Source organism: Burkholderia sp. MSh2 (assembly GCF_000731655.1).
Taxonomy (GTDB): Bacteria; Pseudomonadota; Gammaproteobacteria; order Burkholderiales; family Burkholderiaceae; genus Burkholderia; species Burkholderia paludis.
The window spans coordinates 53,161-69,809 of record NZ_JPGM01000034.1 but is presented as its reverse complement, the minus strand read 5'-3'; the positions used below and the strand labels follow the sequence as shown (position 1 = coordinate 69,809).

The window sequence follows — 16,649 nt, the reverse complement described above, 5'->3', positions numbered from 1 at the left end:
GCCGCGATAGCGCGACCGTTCCGTCAATCCGGGCGATACATTAGGAATGCATACTGTTTTCCATGGGCGAACACGCCCCGCGCCGGAATCCGGAGATTCAACGCGCTTTATCTGGATACCCCTGATTTGATGTCGCGCCGACCGCGACCAACCCCGCTCTTTTATTTCATCTTCGACAACCGCATTTCCACTTTCGCGTGACGGACATATGCCCGGATGTGCATCTATCGATGCCCCCGAATCCGGATCGCACAATTCCTGTCACATTCCGCCGCGCCTGGCGTCGCCCTGCGCGGCCCTGTATTCAAAGTTCGGACGAATTATGAGACACGATGAAAAATTATCAAAGGCAACATTCTTTATAGATTGTAAAATTCCATGAATTCATGTAGTTACGTTAAAAAAGGCCATCTCGCAAACGATTTCGCCACGCTTGATTTATTCGAAATGTTTTGCCGGGAGGACAATTTCTTTGATGGAGCGGATTAAAATTAAATGTGCAAAGTTCGGCCACATCCGTAAAATTGTCGGGAGCGGCGATTGAGAATCGAATGCAAAATGAAAATGGCGGAATTGGACAGGATTTGATCCTCAACCCTGTTGCACAAACCGCAATTCCCGGCGGGAAACTTGAAATTCAGGAAAACGGAGTTCCGTGAATCGAGTCGATGCGTCTGGCGTGAATTGAAATATACCCCTACAATTCGGCTCGCATCGATACCCGGCGGCCGCGTAGATTTCAGCGCGTAACGGCGACAGCGCTTCGCGTCGTTGCCGGCCCGGCGATCGGGACTACCCACGTCCCGCATGACGCCTGCCGGTTGCCTGCCGTGCATGCCGGCGAAATCCGAATATCGATGCGAATATGCGCCGTCGTCGTACGGCATCCGTCGATTATTCCGAACCGGGCCGGACGCCCGCGGGAACGCAGCCAGCAGCCATTCCAGGACAGGTGCACGATGCCTTCACCGATCTCCGCATTGGGCGACGCCCATATCCTGATCGTCGACGATCAGCCCGACCAGCTTCATTTGCTGATCGACATCCTGCGCGGCACGGGGTGCCGGATCAGCATCGCGTCCGACGGGGTGCAAGCGTGCCAGCGCGCGCAGGCGCTCATGCCCGACCTGATCCTGATGGACGTCCGCATGCCGCGGATGGACGGCTTCACCGCGTGCGCGCTGCTGGCCGCCGATCCGCAAACGAGCGCGATCCCGGTCATCTTCCTGACCGTGGCGGGCGCATTGCACGAGCGCCTCGAGGGGTTCGACATCGGCTGCGTCGACTACGTGGTCAAGCCGTTCGAGCCCACCGAAGTGCTGGCGCGGATCCGCGTGCAGCTCGCCCGGACCCGGCGCGACCCGCCCGTCGATACGGACGGCCCGCTCGTGGCCGGCAAGGACGACGACATCATCGTCCGCGCGGCCATTCGCCATCTGGCGCGGACGCTGCACGATCCGCCGACGGTCGAACAACTGGCGCGCGCGGTCGGCACGCACGAAAAACGCCTGTCGCGCGCGTTTCGCGACAATCTCGGCCAGACGGTGTTCGAGTATCTGCGCCAGGAGCGGCTGCGCGTCGCCCAGGATCTGCTGGATTCGACGTCGCTGAGCATCGCCGGCATCGCGAAGGAGATCGGCTTTTCCACGCCGGCCAATTTCGCGACCGCATTTCGCGAGCGCTTCGGCCTCACGCCGACCGAATGGCGGCGCAAGAGCCGGCACCAACGCCAGCGCCAGCCCGGCGGACAGGCCGCGAGCCGGGAGCCGCAGCGCGGCGCGTAACCCGCGCGACCCCGTCGCATCGCGCGCCGGCCGGCACGGTCGGCTCGTTGCCGAACCCGCGCGCGCGCCCCGGCGGCGAATGCCGCGCGACCCCGATCCGCATGCAGGGGCCGAGCGGCCGCGCCGATCCAGCCATGGCTGCAGGGCACCGGGAACGCCGCACGAACCGCAGCCGTGCTGCGGCACCCGACGCCGCGCGAACCGCAGCCGCGCTGCGGCACCCGTTGCGGCGCCGCAGCACGGAGCGATGCCGGCACACCTCGCCGGCATGCGGAGCAGCGGTAGGGGGCCGCCGGTGCGGCGGTGGACTACGGCTCGTTCCATGGCCGACCATGCGTCCAGGACGCGTTGACGCCGCTATGGTCGACCTGTCTCGCGGCGCCGCCTGGGAAGGGAGCCTTCATGAAGCCGGTTGCCGTGCCGGCCGGCGGTCGTCCGGCACGCGGAACCCTGCGGGGCGATCCCGGCGCGACGCCGGTCCGCCGTTCACGGCGCGATGCCGACGAACGTCGGCAGCAGCACGCGATAGACGTGGATCAGCGCCGGCCCGAGCAGCACCATCATCAGCGCGGGAAAGATGCAGAAGATCAGCGGGAACAGCAGTTTCAGCGCGATTTTCGCGGCGCGCTCCTCCGCGCGCATCCGGCGTCGCGTGCGCAGCAGGTCCGACAGCACGCGCAGCGATTCGCTGATGCTCGTGCCGAAGCGGTCGGCCTGGATCAGCATCGCGCAGAACGATTCGACGTCCTCCACACCGGTGCGCAGCGCGAGATTGCGCAGCGCCGTCTCCTTCGTGAAGCCGGAGCGCATCTCGAGCAGCAGCAGGTCGAGTTCGCTCGAAACCACCTCGCTGCCGAAGCGCAGCTCCTCGCTCACCTTCATCAGCGCCGCGTCGAGCCCCAGCCCGGCCTCGACGCACACCGTCAGCAGATCGAGCGCATCCGGGAAATCCTCGAAGATCTTCTGCTGGCGCACCTTGACGCGCTGCGACAGCACCGCGTTCGGGATGTAGTAGCCGATCCCGGCGAGCGCGACGAGGATCACCGACAGCAGGACGCGCTCGTCCCCGAGCCGGGTCGTGACGAGCCCCAGCAGCGCGGCGCACGGCAGCGCGAGCGCAAGCGCCGTCTTCGCGGTGAAATACAGCGCGGCCGCGTTCTGGCCGCGCCAGCCGGCATTCATGAGCCGGATGCGCAGCGGCGAATTCTCCCAACCCTCCTTCGGCACCGACAGCTTCGAGATCGGGGTGGACATCGCCACCAGCTTCTCGACCCAGCGCGACGCGACATCGTCGCCCGGGCCGGAGCCCGCGACGGCCGCCGCACCGGCCCCGGCGCCGCCGGCCTGCCGGACCCGGCGCTGGATGCTGCGCGGCGCGAACAGCAGCATCGCGACCAGCGCGCCGCCGGACACGAAGATGAACAAGCCGCCCAGCATCACGGCCTGGACCACGCTCAGGTTTTGCATGACAGCCTCGCAACGGTTCGTGATCGGGTTCGCGCGTCAGACGCGAATCCGGACAATGCGGCGAATCCACAGCACGCCGAATATCATCGACACCAGCATCGTGCCGACCATCCTGACCCCGGCCGGATCCTCCCAGAGCACCGACAGGAACTCGCGGTTCAGCAACACCATCGCCCCCGCGGTGCCGAACGGCAGCAGCCCGAGGATCCACGCCGACAGCCGCCCTTCCGCCGACAGCACGCGCACCTTGTCGAACAGCTTGAAGCGCTCGCGGATCAGCGAGGCGATGCTGTCGAGCAGCTCGGCCAGGTTGCCGCCGGTCTCGCGCTGGATCAGCACCGCGATCACGAAATAGCGCAGGTCGTGCACCGGCACGCGCGTCGCGAGGTTCATCAGCGCGTCGTGCAGCGACACGCCGTAGTTGACCTCGTCGAACGTGATCCGGAATTCGCCGCCCATCGGCTCGGGATACTCGTCGCCGATCATCCCGAGCGTGCTCGTGAACGAATGACCGGAGCGCAGCGCGCGCGCGATCATGTCGCAGACGTCCGGCAACTGCCGCTCGAGCTTGCGCAGGCGGCGCCGCCGGCAGCGCAGCACGTATGCGGTCGGCGCGCATGCGGCCAGCCCCGCGACCGGCAGCACGGCCAGTTGCGGCAGCGCGGCAAAGCTCGGCGCGAGCCACGCGAACGCCCCGAACGTCAGGCTGAGCACGATCAGCTTCGGGATCGACCAGTCGAGCCCCGACTGCTGGATCACGAGATCGAGCGTCTGCACGCGCGGCACGCGCAGCAGCAGGCGGTCGAACGGCTTCGTGTCGTCGAGCATCCGCTTCTTGAGGATCGACAGCCGCTCCTGCTGCACGTTGCCGCCGGCCGACATCGCGCGAATGCGCGACTCGATCCGGCGCGCGGCGGCGCCGTGCCGCGCGTTCCACCATTGATAGGCGCCCTCGATCGCCAGGACCACCGCGACGAAGGTGAGAATCAGAAAAGCGTAAAGGACCGTGTTCATGAAACCTCCCCGGGTTCGGGCGGCGGCAGGCCGTCAGTTCGGTTCGTAGCGCCGCGACGGGTCGTAGAGCGCATCCGGCAGGTTGATGCCGAACGCCTGCAGCCGCTCGGCGAACTTCGGCCGCACGCCGGTCGCGCAGAAGTGGCCGCGCACCGCGCCGTCGCGGTCCACGCCGGTGCGCCGGAACGTGAAGATCTCCTGCATGTTGACGACGTCGCCCTCCATCCCGGTCAGCTCCTGGATGCTGACGATCTTGCGCGAGCCGTCGGTCAGCCGCGCCGCCTGCACGACCACCGAGATCGCCGACGCGATCTGCTGGCGCATCGTCTTCGGCGGCAGCGACAGGCCGGCGACGCTGATCATGTTCTCGAGCCGCGTCAGCGCGTCGCGCGGCGTGTTCGCGTGGATCGTCGCGAGCGAGCCTTCGTGGCCGGTGTTCATCGCGTTGAGCATGTCGAGCGCCTCGGCGCCGCGCACCTCGCCGAGGATGATCCGGTCGGGCCGCATCCGCAGCGCGTTGCGCACCAGCGTGCGCTGGGTGATCTCGCCCTTGCCCTCGATGTTCGGCGGCCGCGTTTCGAGCCGCAGCACGTGCGGCTGCTGCAGTTGCAGTTCGGCGGCGTCCTCGATCGTCACGATCCGCTCGTTGCGCGGAATGGCGCCCGACAGGATGTTGAGCAGCGTCGTCTTGCCGCTGCCCGTGCCGCCCGACACCAGCACGTTCACCTTGGCGCGCGACAGCGCGTCCAGCAGCTCGGCCATCGGCGGCGTCAGGCTGTGGAAGCGCACCAGGTCGTCCATCTTCAGCGGATTGACCGCGAAGCGCCGGATCGACATCAGCGGCCCGTCGATCGCGGACGGCGGGATGATCGCGTTCACGCGCGAACCGTCCGGCAGCCGCGCATCGACCATCGGGCTCGATTCGTCGATGCGGCGCCCGACGCGCGACACGATCTTCTCGATCACCTTCATCAGGTGCGCGTCGTCGTAGAACGTCACGTCGGTCAGTTCGAGCTGGCCGCGACGCTCGACATAGACCTGCCGGTACGTATTCACCAGGATGTCCGACACGCCCGGATCGCGCAGCAGCACTTCGAGCGGGCCGAAGCCGAACATCTCGTCGTACACGTCGATCGCGAGCTGGCGCCGCTCGATGTCGTTCGCGGGCATCCGTTCGTCGTCGAGAATGCGCGAGATCAGCGCGCCGATCTCCTGCCGGACCTGCTCCTGCGGCAGCCGCGACAGGCGCTCCAGCTCGACGCGCTCGAGCACCGCCAGGTGAATTTCGCGGCGCAGCTTCTGGTACGCGTCGCGTACCGACGCGTGCGCCGGGCCGGCCGGTTCGCCGCCCGCCGTCAGCGGCGGGGTCCGTTGCAACGACATCTGTTCGCGCAGTGACATGATCGATTCCCCGAACGGATTACATGGACTTGAGCTTCGGTGTGGCCTTGCGGCCGAAAAGCCGGGACATCAGCGGTTCGCCGCGCACGGCTTCGTGCCCGGCGCGCACGTCGCCTTCGACGAGCCGCTTCGCATAGCCCTGCAGCGCGCGCGTGACCGCCGTGCCGCGCGCGAGCCGCGACACCGGGTGCCCCTGGTTGATCGCTTCGAGCACGGTGTCGGCGTCGTCCGGAATCGTGCAGGCGGCCGACAGGCCGAGCACTTCCTCGAGCGCGGTGCGGGTGCGCTCGCTCGCGCGCGTCGCGCGATTCACGACGAGCCGCAACCGGTCGGCCGGATAGCCGAGCGACACCAGGATCTCCAGCAGCCGGCGGCCGGCGCGCACGTGCGGCATCGCGGGCTGCAGCACGACATGGATCGGGTCGCTGCGGTCCAGCGCGACCATCGACAGCGGATTGATGCCGACGCCGGCGTCGAAGATCACGAAGTCGTAGCGCGGCGCGGCGACGCCCAGGATCCATTCGACCGCGTCCTCGCGTATCCCGGCGGCCTTGACCGGATCGCCGGCGCCCGCCAGCACGTGGAAGTTCTCCGTCACGTGCGCGACGCTCGCGTCGAGAAACGCGCTGTCGAGCCGCTCGATCTGTGCGCAGACCTGCGGCAGCGTCGACGGCGGGGTTTCGTCGCTGACGAGAAAGGCCGCGTCGGCGAACTGCTGGTTCAGGTCGATCAGCAGCACGCGGCGCTTGAAGCCTTCGGCGATCTCGAATGCGACGTTGCCGGCCGTGAAGCTGGTGCCGGCCCCGCCCTTGCACGACATGAACGACACGATGCGGGTGTCGTCGGTATCGCGCCGCGTGCTTTGCACGGCCGCGCGTTCGAGCGCGCGGCCGAGCGCCTGCGGGTCGAGCGGCCACTGCAGCACGTCGCGCGCGCCGGCGCGCATCGCATCCAGCAGCACGCGCGGCGACGAGTCCGCCGCCGTCAGGATGCAGGTCAGCCCGGCGTGGGCGCGACAGATCCGCTCGATCGCCGACAGCTCGGACGCATCGAGCGACGTGCCGTCGACCAGCAGGATGTCGAATGCGTCGAGCCCGTCGGTGCGATGCTCGATCTGGGACGGACGGCCCGCGGCGCGCGTCGCGCGATAGCGTCCGCAGTCGGCCACGTGACGCGCGATCTGCGCGAGCCGCGCGGTATCGTCGGAAGCTACGAGGATGTTGATCATGTCGTGTGCCTCGCCGGTTCGATCAATGACAATGGGCGCCGCCGGTCGCGGCGCATGACTTCGGATGACGCACGGCGCGGGTCATGGCGTTCCTCCCCGGGCATGCGGCCGTTACTGGCCGGACTTGCCGACGCCGATCACGAACGCATTGGCGGCCGGCTCGATCTGCTTGAACGACTTGTCGTAGCCGTCGAGTGCGGCCGCGACCGCGCTGCCGTCGGCCACCGCCGGCCCCGCCGCGTGCGCGGCGGCGTTCGGATCGATGATCTGGGCCTGCATCACGGTGCGGACCGAGTCGCCGAAGCGGCTGTCCCACACCGGGGTCGACGACATGCAGCCTGCAAGCGCGAACGCGAGCGGTGCGGCGAGCGCCGCGCGGCGCACGAATACGAGGAAGGCGGATTTCATGAGTGTCCCCTTGGATGGCTTCAACGATCGCTGGACTCGGGTTCCGTACGCGTGACCTGCACGGCCGGCGCGTCGGGGCCGGCCGCCGCCACGCGGGTGGCCGCGTCGACAGGCGCGGTGCGGGCCGGGCCGGCCGCGTCGGGGCGCGGCGCGGCGGCCGCCACCGGCGCGCTCGCCTTCTGCGGCTCGGCCGGCGCCGGCGGCGGCGTGTCCGCGCCCAGCGGCGCGCGCGGAGCGGGCAGCGCGGCGGCCGGGCCCGCGGGCGCGGCCGGTTGCGGCATCGGAGCCGGCGGCGCGGCGTCCGCGCCGTTCGCCGGCCGGGCGCCCGGCTTGCGGGCGCCGCCGCGGCCCTCCATGTCGCCGGTCGCATACACGTCGGCTTCGCTCGGCTTCGTGAAGCTGTCGGTCGGCAACGGCACGTCGGCGGTCTGCAGCGGCTTCACGAGGTGCGGCGTGATCAGGAAAATCAGCTCGGTGCGGTCCTGCTGGAACGACGTGCTGCGGAACAGCGCGCCGAGCACCGGCACTTCGCCGACGCCCGGGATCGCCTTCAGCGCGCCGGTCACGTTGTCCTTGATCAGCCCGCCGATCGCGAACGATTCGCCGTCGCGCATCTGCACCGTCGTCGACGCGCGCCGCGTCGTGATCAGCGGCAGGATCGACGTGCCGCCGATGTTGGACGCGCTCAGCGTGACGCCCGTCTGCGACAGCTCCGACACTTCCGGCGCGACCTTCAGGCTGATCCGGCCGTTCGCCAGCACGGTCGGCGTGAACTTCAGCGCGACCCCGTATTCCTCTTCCTGCAGCGTGATCGACGAGGTGCCGTTGCCGCTGCTCTGCGGGATCGGAATGAAGATCTTGCCGCCGGCGAGGAACGTCGCCTCCTGGCCGCTGATCGTCACGAGATTCGGCTCCGCGAGGACCTTGACCAGGTTGTCGGTATTCTGCGCATCGGCCGAGATGTTGAACGGCTTGTTGTTCGCCTTGCTGAAGGCGACGCCGCTGGCCACGCCCGCGAGCAGGTTGCTGACCAGCGCGCCGCTCCACGATCCGAACCCGCCCTGGATGTTGAGCGCGCTGCCCATCTGGTTGATCAGCGTCTTCGACACCTCGGCCACCTTCACCTCGAGCATCACCTGCTGCGGCGACGTGACGGCCAGCATGTTCAGCACGCCGCCGCCGGGCTTGCCGCCCGCGGCCGGGTCGCCGCCGCTGTCGCCGTATGCGCGGGCGATCTGCACGGCCGCCTGCGCGGCCTGCGAGCTCGACACGGTGCCCGACAGCACGATCGTGCCGGCCGCGGTCGTCACGCGGATGTCGCGCTCGTCCGGCATCAGCTGCAGCAGCGACGCCTGCAGGCCGCCGGCATCCGCGCCGACCGCCACGTCGATCACCCGGCAGGCGCCGCTCCGGCCCTGCACGATCATGTTGGTCGTGCCGACCGACAGCCCGAGGATGTACAGCGTCTGCGGCGACACCATGGTCGCCTGCGCGACGGCCGGATTGCCGATCGTGCGGTTGCGGACCGGCTCCGGCATCGGCACCAGCAGCGACTTGCCGAGCGGCACGCTGACGCTGCTCGACTCGCGCACCGCGCCGACGCAGTTCGGCCCGCGCAGCGGCCCGGACGATGCGGCCGGCGCGGCGGCCGGCGCCGGCGTCATGCTGATCGTCATCTGCACCGGCCCCTTGCCGATCGCGGCCGGCGCGCTCGCGCCGTTCTTCGCCGGTGCGGCCCCTTCGCCGCCTTCCTGGGCCACTGCGCCATGGACGACGAGCCATCCTGAACAAAGGATCGCGGCCATCGTCGTGCCGCGCGCGACGCGCGTGCGCAGCGGGCCGGTACCTGTACGTTGCGGTTTGATCTTCATTTCGTCTGATCCCCGAGAGACCGGCGTCGTGCCGGTGGTCGACTTCCGGGGCCGCCATGCGTTGCCGGCGGCCGGGTCTGTTTGTCTGGATGAACGCGCGTGCGTCAGAAGCACTCGACGCTGCCCTTCACGCCCGTCAGCACGCCGACGCAGTCGTGCCGCGCGTCCGGCGCCGCATGCGACGCGACGTGCACGCGCACGGTCCGCACGCGGACGGCCGGCGGCGGCGCTTCGGGCGCGGTGTCCTTGCCGAGCAGCGTCAGCTTGGTCGCGCCGTCGGTGTTCAGCGTCTTCTGGTCGACCTGGTTGCGCAGCACGAGCGACAGCGTGCCGACGCTGCGCGCGAGGTCGAGCCGTTCCGCCTGATCGGGCGTGACTTCCAGCGTGACCGCGTTGACGACCTTGGGCGCCGTGTCGTCGCGGCTGACCTGCTGCGCGACGGCCAGCACGAGGATGTGCTCGAGCACGATCTTGGAGATGCTCTGCCCGTCGGTCTTGCCCTGCTGCTCCTGCGTATTGACGATCACGTCGACATAGTTGCCCGGCAGCGCGAAGCCCGCGACGCCGACCACGTCGTTCACGCGCACCGTGATCGCCCGGCTGCCGTCCGAGATCACCGCCGACAGCCCGCCCTTCGTGCCGACCGGCGCGAGCTTCGCCTCGATCACCGGCTCGCCGCGCGACAGGCTGGCGCGCACGACGCGCCCTTCGAGCGCCTTGGTGTCCGTGAACGCGCCGATCGGCACGCTGCCGGACGGCCAGCTCACCATGTGGATCTGGTTCGGTCCGAGCGGCTCGCCCAGGTTCAGGTCGGTGCTGGCCACCGCGACCGGCGTGACCGAGCTCGTGGATGTCTGCGCCAGCCAGTGGGACGCGAACACGACCGCGGCAAGACCCGCGATCATCGCGACGACCAGCATCAGGATCGCTCGACTGTTTTTCATGGCAATGCTCCTCGACGAATCGTGAATGGAACGGCTCAACCGGTGACGTAGGTGCGCCCGCCGCGCTCGACGGTCGGCGGATCGCCGCCGTCGCGCTCGGGCGCCGCGCCGAAATAGCTGGCCCAGGCTTCGTGCAGCGCGTCGCGCGTGACTTCGGGCGGGCCGCCGCGATACCGTGCGCCGGCGGCCGCGAGGCGCAGCAGGTCCATCGGGAAGCACGCGAGAAACGCCTTGCCGGTCGGCAGATGCAGCCGGTGCAGCAGGTAGTCGAACGCGTCGCCCGCCGCCACGACGCCCAGCGACGCGCAGGCCGCGTCGAACAGCGCGCGGTAGTCGTCGATCGGCAGCGGGCCGATCCGCAGCTTCGAGCCGAGGCGGCGCAGGAACGCGTCGTCGCAGAACTGTTCCGGCGACAGGTTGCTCGAGAACACCGGCCAGACATCGAACGGCAGCACCAGGCGGTTGCCCGAATCGAGCGTCATGAAATCGACGCCGCGGTCCAGCGGGCGCAGCCAGCGATTGAGCAGGTCGCGCGGCGCGACGCGCTGGCGGCCGAGATCGTCGACGACGTACATGCCCATGTTCGCCTTCATGTGCGGCGGCGCCTGATAGAAGCCCGCGGCGGCGTCGCGGCGCAGGTCGAGCTCGTCGAGCGTCAGTTCGCCGCCGGACGTCACGACCGGCCGTTCGCACAGGCGCCAGCGACGATCGACCGACTGGCCGCCGGGTTGCGACGCCGCGTCGACGTGCACCAGCGGGTCGTAGATCTGGATCACTTCGCCAGCCGCGCAGATCGCGTGCGGCACCGGCACGCAACCGCGCATCAGCGCGCCGAGCCGTTCGGCGAAAAAGGTCTTGCCGCTGCCGGCCGGGCCGTGGATCAGCAGCGGACGGCCCGCGTTCAGCGCCGCGGTGGCCGCATCGAGCACCGCCCGGTCGATCACGACGCCTTCGAACGCGGCCCATGCGTCGTCCCGGCCGACCGTCAGCTTGCGCACCGAATGCGCGGCCACGCTGGCCAGATACGCGTCGAGCGTCACCGGCGCGGGCCCGCTGTAGCTGCTGCGCGCCCGCTCCTCGAGCGCGAGCACGCGGCCCGACTCGGTCAGGCGGAACGTCACGTCGAGATCGGTCGCGCCGCGATGGGCGAGCTCGACGAGATGCTCGCGCACCAGGAACGAGAAAACGTCGTCGAGCACCGCGAGCGGCAGGCAGTGCCGCTCGACGAGGTCGCCGTACGACGGGCGGCCCAGCAGCAGCGTCGACTTCAGCACGAGCCCGGCGACGAACGTCCTGCTCAACCCGGTTTCGTCGAGCGAACGCGGCGCGGCCGGCAGGAGCGCGCCCGGCTTCGCGTGCGCCTCCCGCGACGGCAACGGATCGGGCAGGTGCGTCACCTGCGCGTTGTGGACCGGTTCGGTGGGATTCGGGTTCATGGTCGCTCCGTCCTCGGTGCGGATGCGTCGCGCTACGCGCACGACGCGAACAACATGGCCAGCGTGCCGGCCGCGATCGCGACGCCGTACGGCAGCGAGCCGACCGACGCGATGGGCGCGCCGCCGTCGACCGACGCCGTGTGCGCGCCTTGCGCACGCCGCGCGATCAGCACGCGGACGTTCGCCCAGATCCGGCGCATGCGCCCGCGCGACAGCGCGAACGCGACGGCGCCGACCCCGCCGGCCAGGAAGGTGGCCAGCACGATGTAGCACGTCATTTCCGCGCCGACCCACGCGCCGATCGCCAGCATCAGCTTCACGTCGCCGGCCGCCATCCCGCGCAGCAGGTAGAGCGGCAGCAGCAGCGCGAAGCCGGTCGCCGCGCCGGCAAGCCAGCCGAGCGCACCGGCCGACACGCCGTGCAGCACGCATTGGGCGACCAGCGCGCCGGCCAGTCCGGCCGCGACGAGGCGGTTCGGAATGCGGCGGGTCGCGAGGTCCGTGCTGGCCGCGGCCACCGCGAGCAGCGTCACGCACAACGGAATCGGGTAAGGCGGCGCAACAGGTAGCATGGCGAACCTCGCGAGCGAATCGAAAAATCAGGAAACCATGGCCAGCGCGGTGGCCGCTGCGGCCGCGACGGCCGTTGCGATCACCCCGGGCGGATCGGCCGGCGGCCCCTGGAACATGACGACGCTGCCGAGCACGGCGACGGCGAACGCCGCCGCGAGGAACGCGCACTCGATCGACGTCACGCCCGTTTCGTCGCCGGGCAGGCGGCATGCCGCACGCACCCTGTCTGCCATGATGGTCTCCGGTTCCGGCTGGATCGGGATACCGGGGACGGCTCGAACGCTGCACCGGCCGAGCCGCCCACGGTACGGTTCATCAAAGGCCCGAGACCGCCGAATTCAGGTCGGCCGCGATCGTGCTGAACACGGTCTTCAGATCCGTACCGATCGTCGACAGCGCGGCGATGATGCCGACGGCGATCAGTGCGGCGATCAGGCCGTATTCGATGGCGGCCACGCCGTCTTCGTCGCGGATGAAATCACGGGTTTGTTGAATGAACTTGGACATGTCGATCTCCTTGTGTGGTGAATTTCAAAGCCCTCGCATACCGGCCGGTCGTCGACCGTGCATCGATACGCCGAGGAATGCTGCCGATGCCTGGATGACGCAGCGAACGATCCCGTTGAGGTTCGCCCCGCCTTCCGTCAAATGCCTGCGACTATCGAGCTCAGATCCGTGGCGACCGTACTGAACGCGGTCTTCAGGTCCGTCCCGATCGTCGTCAACGCGACGACGATGCCGATCGCGATCAGTGCGGCAATCAGGCCGTATTCAATGGCCGCCACGCCGCCCTGATCCTGGATGATCCACGCGATCTTTTCGATGACTCTTCGCATATGCACTCTCCCTTCGGACTACTATGAAATTCCCTTCGTCGCTCGGACGTCGGGGATGGGCACCACCGGTACTGCTGGACAATCGGGACGCGACGCTCCGCGGCCGGGACAGGGATGCGTGCACCTGTCCGTGCGAACGGAAGTCGATCAGCGGGAAAGCATGAGACGCCCGAGCGATTCGGCCGGCCGGATACCCCCGGCGTGCAGGCCGACCGGAACGGCGCGACGGCCGTTCGATGCGCTCGATTCAATTGAACCGGATAAAAACGCCCGGTAATGCAGCAAGTCGTTTCTGATTCTATTGCGACTTGCAAACCGCGATGTGCTGTGGTCTTTCATTCTTATTCCCCGTAGGCGGCCATGCCGACTTTTTATTGCCCGGACGAAACCGGGTATCACGCGCCATTCGACGAAAGCCTGTGCGGTACATCGGCCTGGCGCGGTGTAGGTGCTGCGCGCTCCGGCCTTGCTTTCCCCTGGTGATTCCGCGGCCGGTTCCGTTTGCCTGTTGCCTGTTGCCGGAACCGCCCGGTCGTCACCGCGTCGACTGCCGTGCCAACGCTTACGCAAAGAGCAGGCCACCTTCAGCCGAATCGAGGCCCATCAAGGGTGACGGCGATGCCGGCGCACGCCGTCCGGCCTGCCGGCGCGAAAAATGTTTCAGATTTGATCGCTGTTTTTCCGCAAGCGTTGTAAGCCGGAACGCCCGCCGCCGCGCTGCGACAAGGCGCGAAAATTTCTGCTCGGGATTTTCCCGGACGCGGAAAGCCGCCCGCGTCGCACCGGATCGGCGGGGCCCGGAACCGGCCCAAACGTAAGAATGTTTCAGCGCGGAAACATAAAGGCTGGCCGCGCGAATTTCTCATACCAGAAAATGCCGTTTTCACGCGTGTTTTCAACCGATCTCAATTTCTCCTTTCAACTGCCGATTTGCCACGCAGGATTTTTTCTTCAACAATGAATTCACCGGACCACGCCAATTCAGAGCGAATCGATCCGCAGGCATGACCGCACGAAACGGTTGCGACAGACCACGCAGCCTCTACCGCATACGGGGAATCATGTACACGGCCAATCGTGGAACGCGCGAGCGTGCGACGCATCGCGCTCAATGGCTGACAGCCGACCGGATCGTTCCGTACAGCTGCATCATGCTGATGCTCTTCGCTGCATTGGCAACCGTCTGGGGCATCGTGACGAACGGCTTCACGTCGAACGCCACGGTCCGCCCCGCCGTCGACTTCTCGGTCTTCTGGACCGCCTCGCACCTGGTGTTGCACGGCCATGCCGCGGCGGCCTACGACCCGTCCTCCTTCATGCAGGCCGAGCTTGCGCAGTTCGATGCGTATCTGCAGCACCGGCCGCTTCCCTGGCTCTATCCGCCGACGATGCTGCTGTTCGTCGCGCCGGTCGCCCTCGTGCCTTTCCTGCCCGCATATTTCCTTTTTTTCGCGGGCAGTCTTTTATGCTACGCGTTCGCCGTCTCGCGCTTGTCGGGATTGCGCGCGCATCTTCCCGTGCCGCGCGCCGCGGCGCTCGTCGTCGTCGCGTATTCGGCGGTATGCATGGCGGCCCTGTTCGGCCAGAACAGCATCCTCACGGCCGGCATTGCCGCGCTCGCGCTGCATCTGCTCGGCCGGCGCCCGATCGTCGCCGGCCTGCTGATCGGGCTGCTCGCGATCAAGCCGCAACTGGCCGTGGTGTTCCCGTTCGTGCTGGTCGCGGCGCGCGCATGGCGCACGTTCGCGGCGGCCGCCCTCAGCGCGACGCTGTTCGCGGCCGCCGGCATCGCGCTGGCCGGCCCCGGCGCGCTGCACGGGTTGAGCCTCGCGCTGTCGACGGTGCGCGACCAGCACTTCATGCTCCCGTCGTACTGGCTCGCGTCGCCGACGCCGTTCGCCGCGCTGCGCCTCGCCGGCGCGCCGGTCGCGGCCGCGCTGGCCGCCCAGGCGGCGGTCGCGCTGCTCGCGCTCGCCGCGGCCGTCGACGTCTGGCGCCGCACGCGCGACATGCGGCTGCGCGGCGCGGTGCTGGCGGTCGCCACCCTGCTGACCACCCCGTACCTGTGGAACTACGAACTGACGTGGCTCGGCATCGCGATCTTCTGCCTGATCGCATGCGGCCTCGACGAAGGCTGGCTGCCGGGCGAACAGGGCATCCTCGTGCTCGCGTGGCTGCTGCCGATCTTCGAGATGTTCAACCGGCTGATGAAGCTGCCGCAGGTCGGGCCGCTCGTGCTGCTCGCGGTGCTGTTCGTCGTCGTGCGCCGTGCGGCGCTCACCTCCCGGAGCGCGCGATGAAACCGTCGAACGCCGTCCACCATGCGCATCCGGATGCCGGCGTGCATCCGGCACTCCCGATCGCCGGCCCGCGCCGTTACCCGCACTGGCTCAATCGCCGGCGCGTGTGCCTCTATGCGGGCGCCGCGCTCGTGGCCGAGCTGCTGTTCATCGGCATCTACGTGATCCGCGTGTGCCTGTCGCACAACGGGGCGCTGGAACCGCTGTCGCAGGATTTCTCGCCGATCTGGAGCGCCGCGTGGCTCGCCGCGCACGGGCGGGCGGCCGATGCGTGGCAGTTCTCCGCGCTGTTCGCGATCCAGAAGCTCGCGGTCCCGACCATGACGCTCGCGGGCGGCACGCTGCCGTGGCTCTATCCGCCCAGCATGCTGCTGCTTGTCCTGCCGCTCGGCTGGCTGCCGTACCTGCTGGCGCTCGTGCTGTGGCTCGGCGTCACGGTTGCGCTGTTCGCGGCGACGCTGCGCGCGACCGTGCAGCACGACCCCGCCTGGCTGTGCGCGCTCGCGTTCCCCGGCGCCTTCCTCACCGTGATCGTCGGGCAGACCAGCCTGCTCACCGCGACGCTCGCCGGCGCCGGCCTGCTGCTGCTGAACCGCCGCCCCGTGTACGCGGGGATCTGCTTCGGCCTGCTGACGATGAAGCCGCAGCTCGCGGTGCTGTTTCCGTTCGCGCTGCTGTGCGCCGGCCAATGGCGCGCACTGGCCGCGTGGGCCGCGACAATCGCCTGCAGCGTCGCGCTCGCGACGCTCGCGTTCGGGTTCGGCCCGTGGGTCACGTTCGCGCACGTGATCGGCGGCGTCTACACGATCATCGGCCACGGCCAGGCCAGGGTCGCGCGCATGCCGTCCGCATTCGCGCTCGCGACGATGGCCGGCTGGCCCGCGATCGTCGCGAACGGCCTTCAGCTGCTGTCGGCGGCAACCGCGGCCGCCGCCGTCGCCTATGCATGGCGCGGCAACTGCGCGTACGCGCTGCGCGCCGCGACGCTCGCCTGCGCGTGCCTGCTCGTCAGCCCGTACCTGTACGACTACGACCTGACGTGGTACGGCATCGTGATCGCGTGGTACGCGCGCTATGCGTGGACGCGCGGCTGGCGGCGCTTCGATCGCGAATGGCTGCTGCTGCTGTGGCTGATGCCGCTCGCGGGCCTGCTGGCGGTGCCGCATCTGTCGTTCCAGTTCATGCCGCTCGTCACGCTGGCGTCGCTCGGCCTGCTCGTCAGCCGGATCGCGCAGGAGCGCCGCGACGTGCCGGCGATGCCGGACGCGCGCGACGATTCGACCGGGACCGCGTTCGCGCATCCGGCCAGAACCCATCACCGCCCGGCGTACGGCTTGCGCCGCGCGGGCCGCCCGACCGCCGGCGCCGTCCGGTGACGCACCATAAC

Annotated in this window: 15 protein-coding genes; 3 read left to right on the top strand and 12 right to left on the bottom strand. The window is 68.7% G+C overall.

The genetic code is table 11. The features are described from left to right. The first annotated feature begins 959 nt into the window (after positions 1-959). Positions 960-1,784: a response regulator transcription factor gene (locus GQ57_RS22165; RefSeq protein ID WP_031397841.1), complete on the top strand. Its 825-nt coding sequence runs from the start codon at positions 960-962 to the stop codon at positions 1,782-1,784. Positions 1,785-2,270: 486 nt separating this feature from the next. On the opposite strand, the gene GQ57_RS22160 is transcribed toward GQ57_RS22165, so the two are convergent. The 12 genes from GQ57_RS22160 to GQ57_RS22105 form a co-directional block, all read right to left on the bottom strand. Beyond that, positions 2,271-3,251, bottom strand: coding sequence for a type II secretion system F family protein (locus GQ57_RS22160; protein ID WP_031397842.1), 981 nt, complete (start codon positions 3,249-3,251; stop codon positions 2,271-2,273). A 36-nt stretch (positions 3,252-3,287) separates the two neighbouring features. Next, the gene (locus GQ57_RS22155; RefSeq protein WP_031397843.1) at positions 3,288-4,265 is read right to left on the bottom strand and encodes a type II secretion system F family protein; all 978 of its coding nucleotides are present in this window, start codon (positions 4,263-4,265) and stop codon (positions 3,288-3,290) included. 33 nt (positions 4,266-4,298) lie between these two features. Then, on the bottom strand, positions 4,299-5,666 hold the full coding sequence (locus GQ57_RS22150; RefSeq protein WP_031397844.1) for a CpaF family protein: 1,368 nt from the start codon (positions 5,664-5,666) through the stop codon (positions 4,299-4,301). A 19-nt stretch (positions 5,667-5,685) separates the two neighbouring features. Beyond that, complete coding sequence (locus GQ57_RS22145; RefSeq protein ID WP_031397845.1) at positions 5,686-6,894, bottom strand: AAA family ATPase; 1,209 nt, start codon at positions 6,892-6,894, stop codon at positions 5,686-5,688. Between the two features lie 111 nt (positions 6,895-7,005). Beyond that, the gene (locus tag GQ57_RS22140; protein WP_031397846.1) at positions 7,006-7,302 is read right to left on the bottom strand and encodes a hypothetical protein; all 297 of its coding nucleotides are present in this window, start codon (positions 7,300-7,302) and stop codon (positions 7,006-7,008) included. 20 nt (positions 7,303-7,322) lie between these two features. Further along, positions 7,323-9,173: a type II and III secretion system protein family protein gene (locus GQ57_RS22135; RefSeq protein ID WP_052001428.1), complete on the bottom strand. Its 1,851-nt coding sequence runs from the start codon at positions 9,171-9,173 to the stop codon at positions 7,323-7,325. 104 nt (positions 9,174-9,277) lie between these two features. After that, positions 9,278-10,117, bottom strand: coding sequence for a Flp pilus assembly protein CpaB (gene cpaB, locus GQ57_RS22130; protein ID WP_031397848.1), 840 nt, complete (start codon positions 10,115-10,117; stop codon positions 9,278-9,280). A 35-nt stretch (positions 10,118-10,152) separates the two neighbouring features. Continuing rightward, positions 10,153-11,553, bottom strand: a complete 1,401-nt coding sequence (locus tag GQ57_RS22125) for an ATPase (RefSeq protein WP_034199006.1) — start codon at positions 11,551-11,553, stop codon at positions 10,153-10,155. Between the two features lie 32 nt (positions 11,554-11,585). Next, positions 11,586-12,125, bottom strand: a complete 540-nt coding sequence (locus tag GQ57_RS22120; RefSeq protein ID WP_034199005.1) for an A24 family peptidase — start codon at positions 12,123-12,125, stop codon at positions 11,586-11,588. 27 nt (positions 12,126-12,152) lie between these two features. After that, positions 12,153-12,359 (bottom strand): hypothetical protein, encoded by a 207-nt coding sequence (locus GQ57_RS22115; protein WP_031397851.1) that lies wholly within the window; start codon positions 12,357-12,359, stop codon positions 12,153-12,155. Positions 12,360-12,441: 82 nt separating this feature from the next. Then, complete coding sequence (locus GQ57_RS22110; protein ID WP_031397852.1) at positions 12,442-12,633, bottom strand: Flp family type IVb pilin; 192 nt, start codon at positions 12,631-12,633, stop codon at positions 12,442-12,444. Between the two features lie 137 nt (positions 12,634-12,770). Beyond that, positions 12,771-12,962, bottom strand: a complete 192-nt coding sequence (locus GQ57_RS22105) for a Flp family type IVb pilin (protein ID WP_031397853.1) — start codon at positions 12,960-12,962, stop codon at positions 12,771-12,773. Positions 12,963-14,023: 1,061 nt separating this feature from the next. On the opposite strand from GQ57_RS22105, the gene GQ57_RS22100 reads away from it, so the two are divergent. Continuing rightward, entirely contained in the window at positions 14,024-15,262 is a 1,239-nt protein-coding gene (locus GQ57_RS22100) for a glycosyltransferase family 87 protein (protein ID WP_034199004.1), read from the top strand. Beyond that, positions 15,259-16,638: a glycosyltransferase family 87 protein gene (locus tag GQ57_RS22095; protein ID WP_034199003.1), complete on the top strand. Its 1,380-nt coding sequence runs from the start codon at positions 15,259-15,261 to the stop codon at positions 16,636-16,638. Before GQ57_RS22100 ends, GQ57_RS22095 begins: the two co-directional genes overlap by 4 nt. Positions 16,639-16,649: the final 11 nt, after the last annotated feature.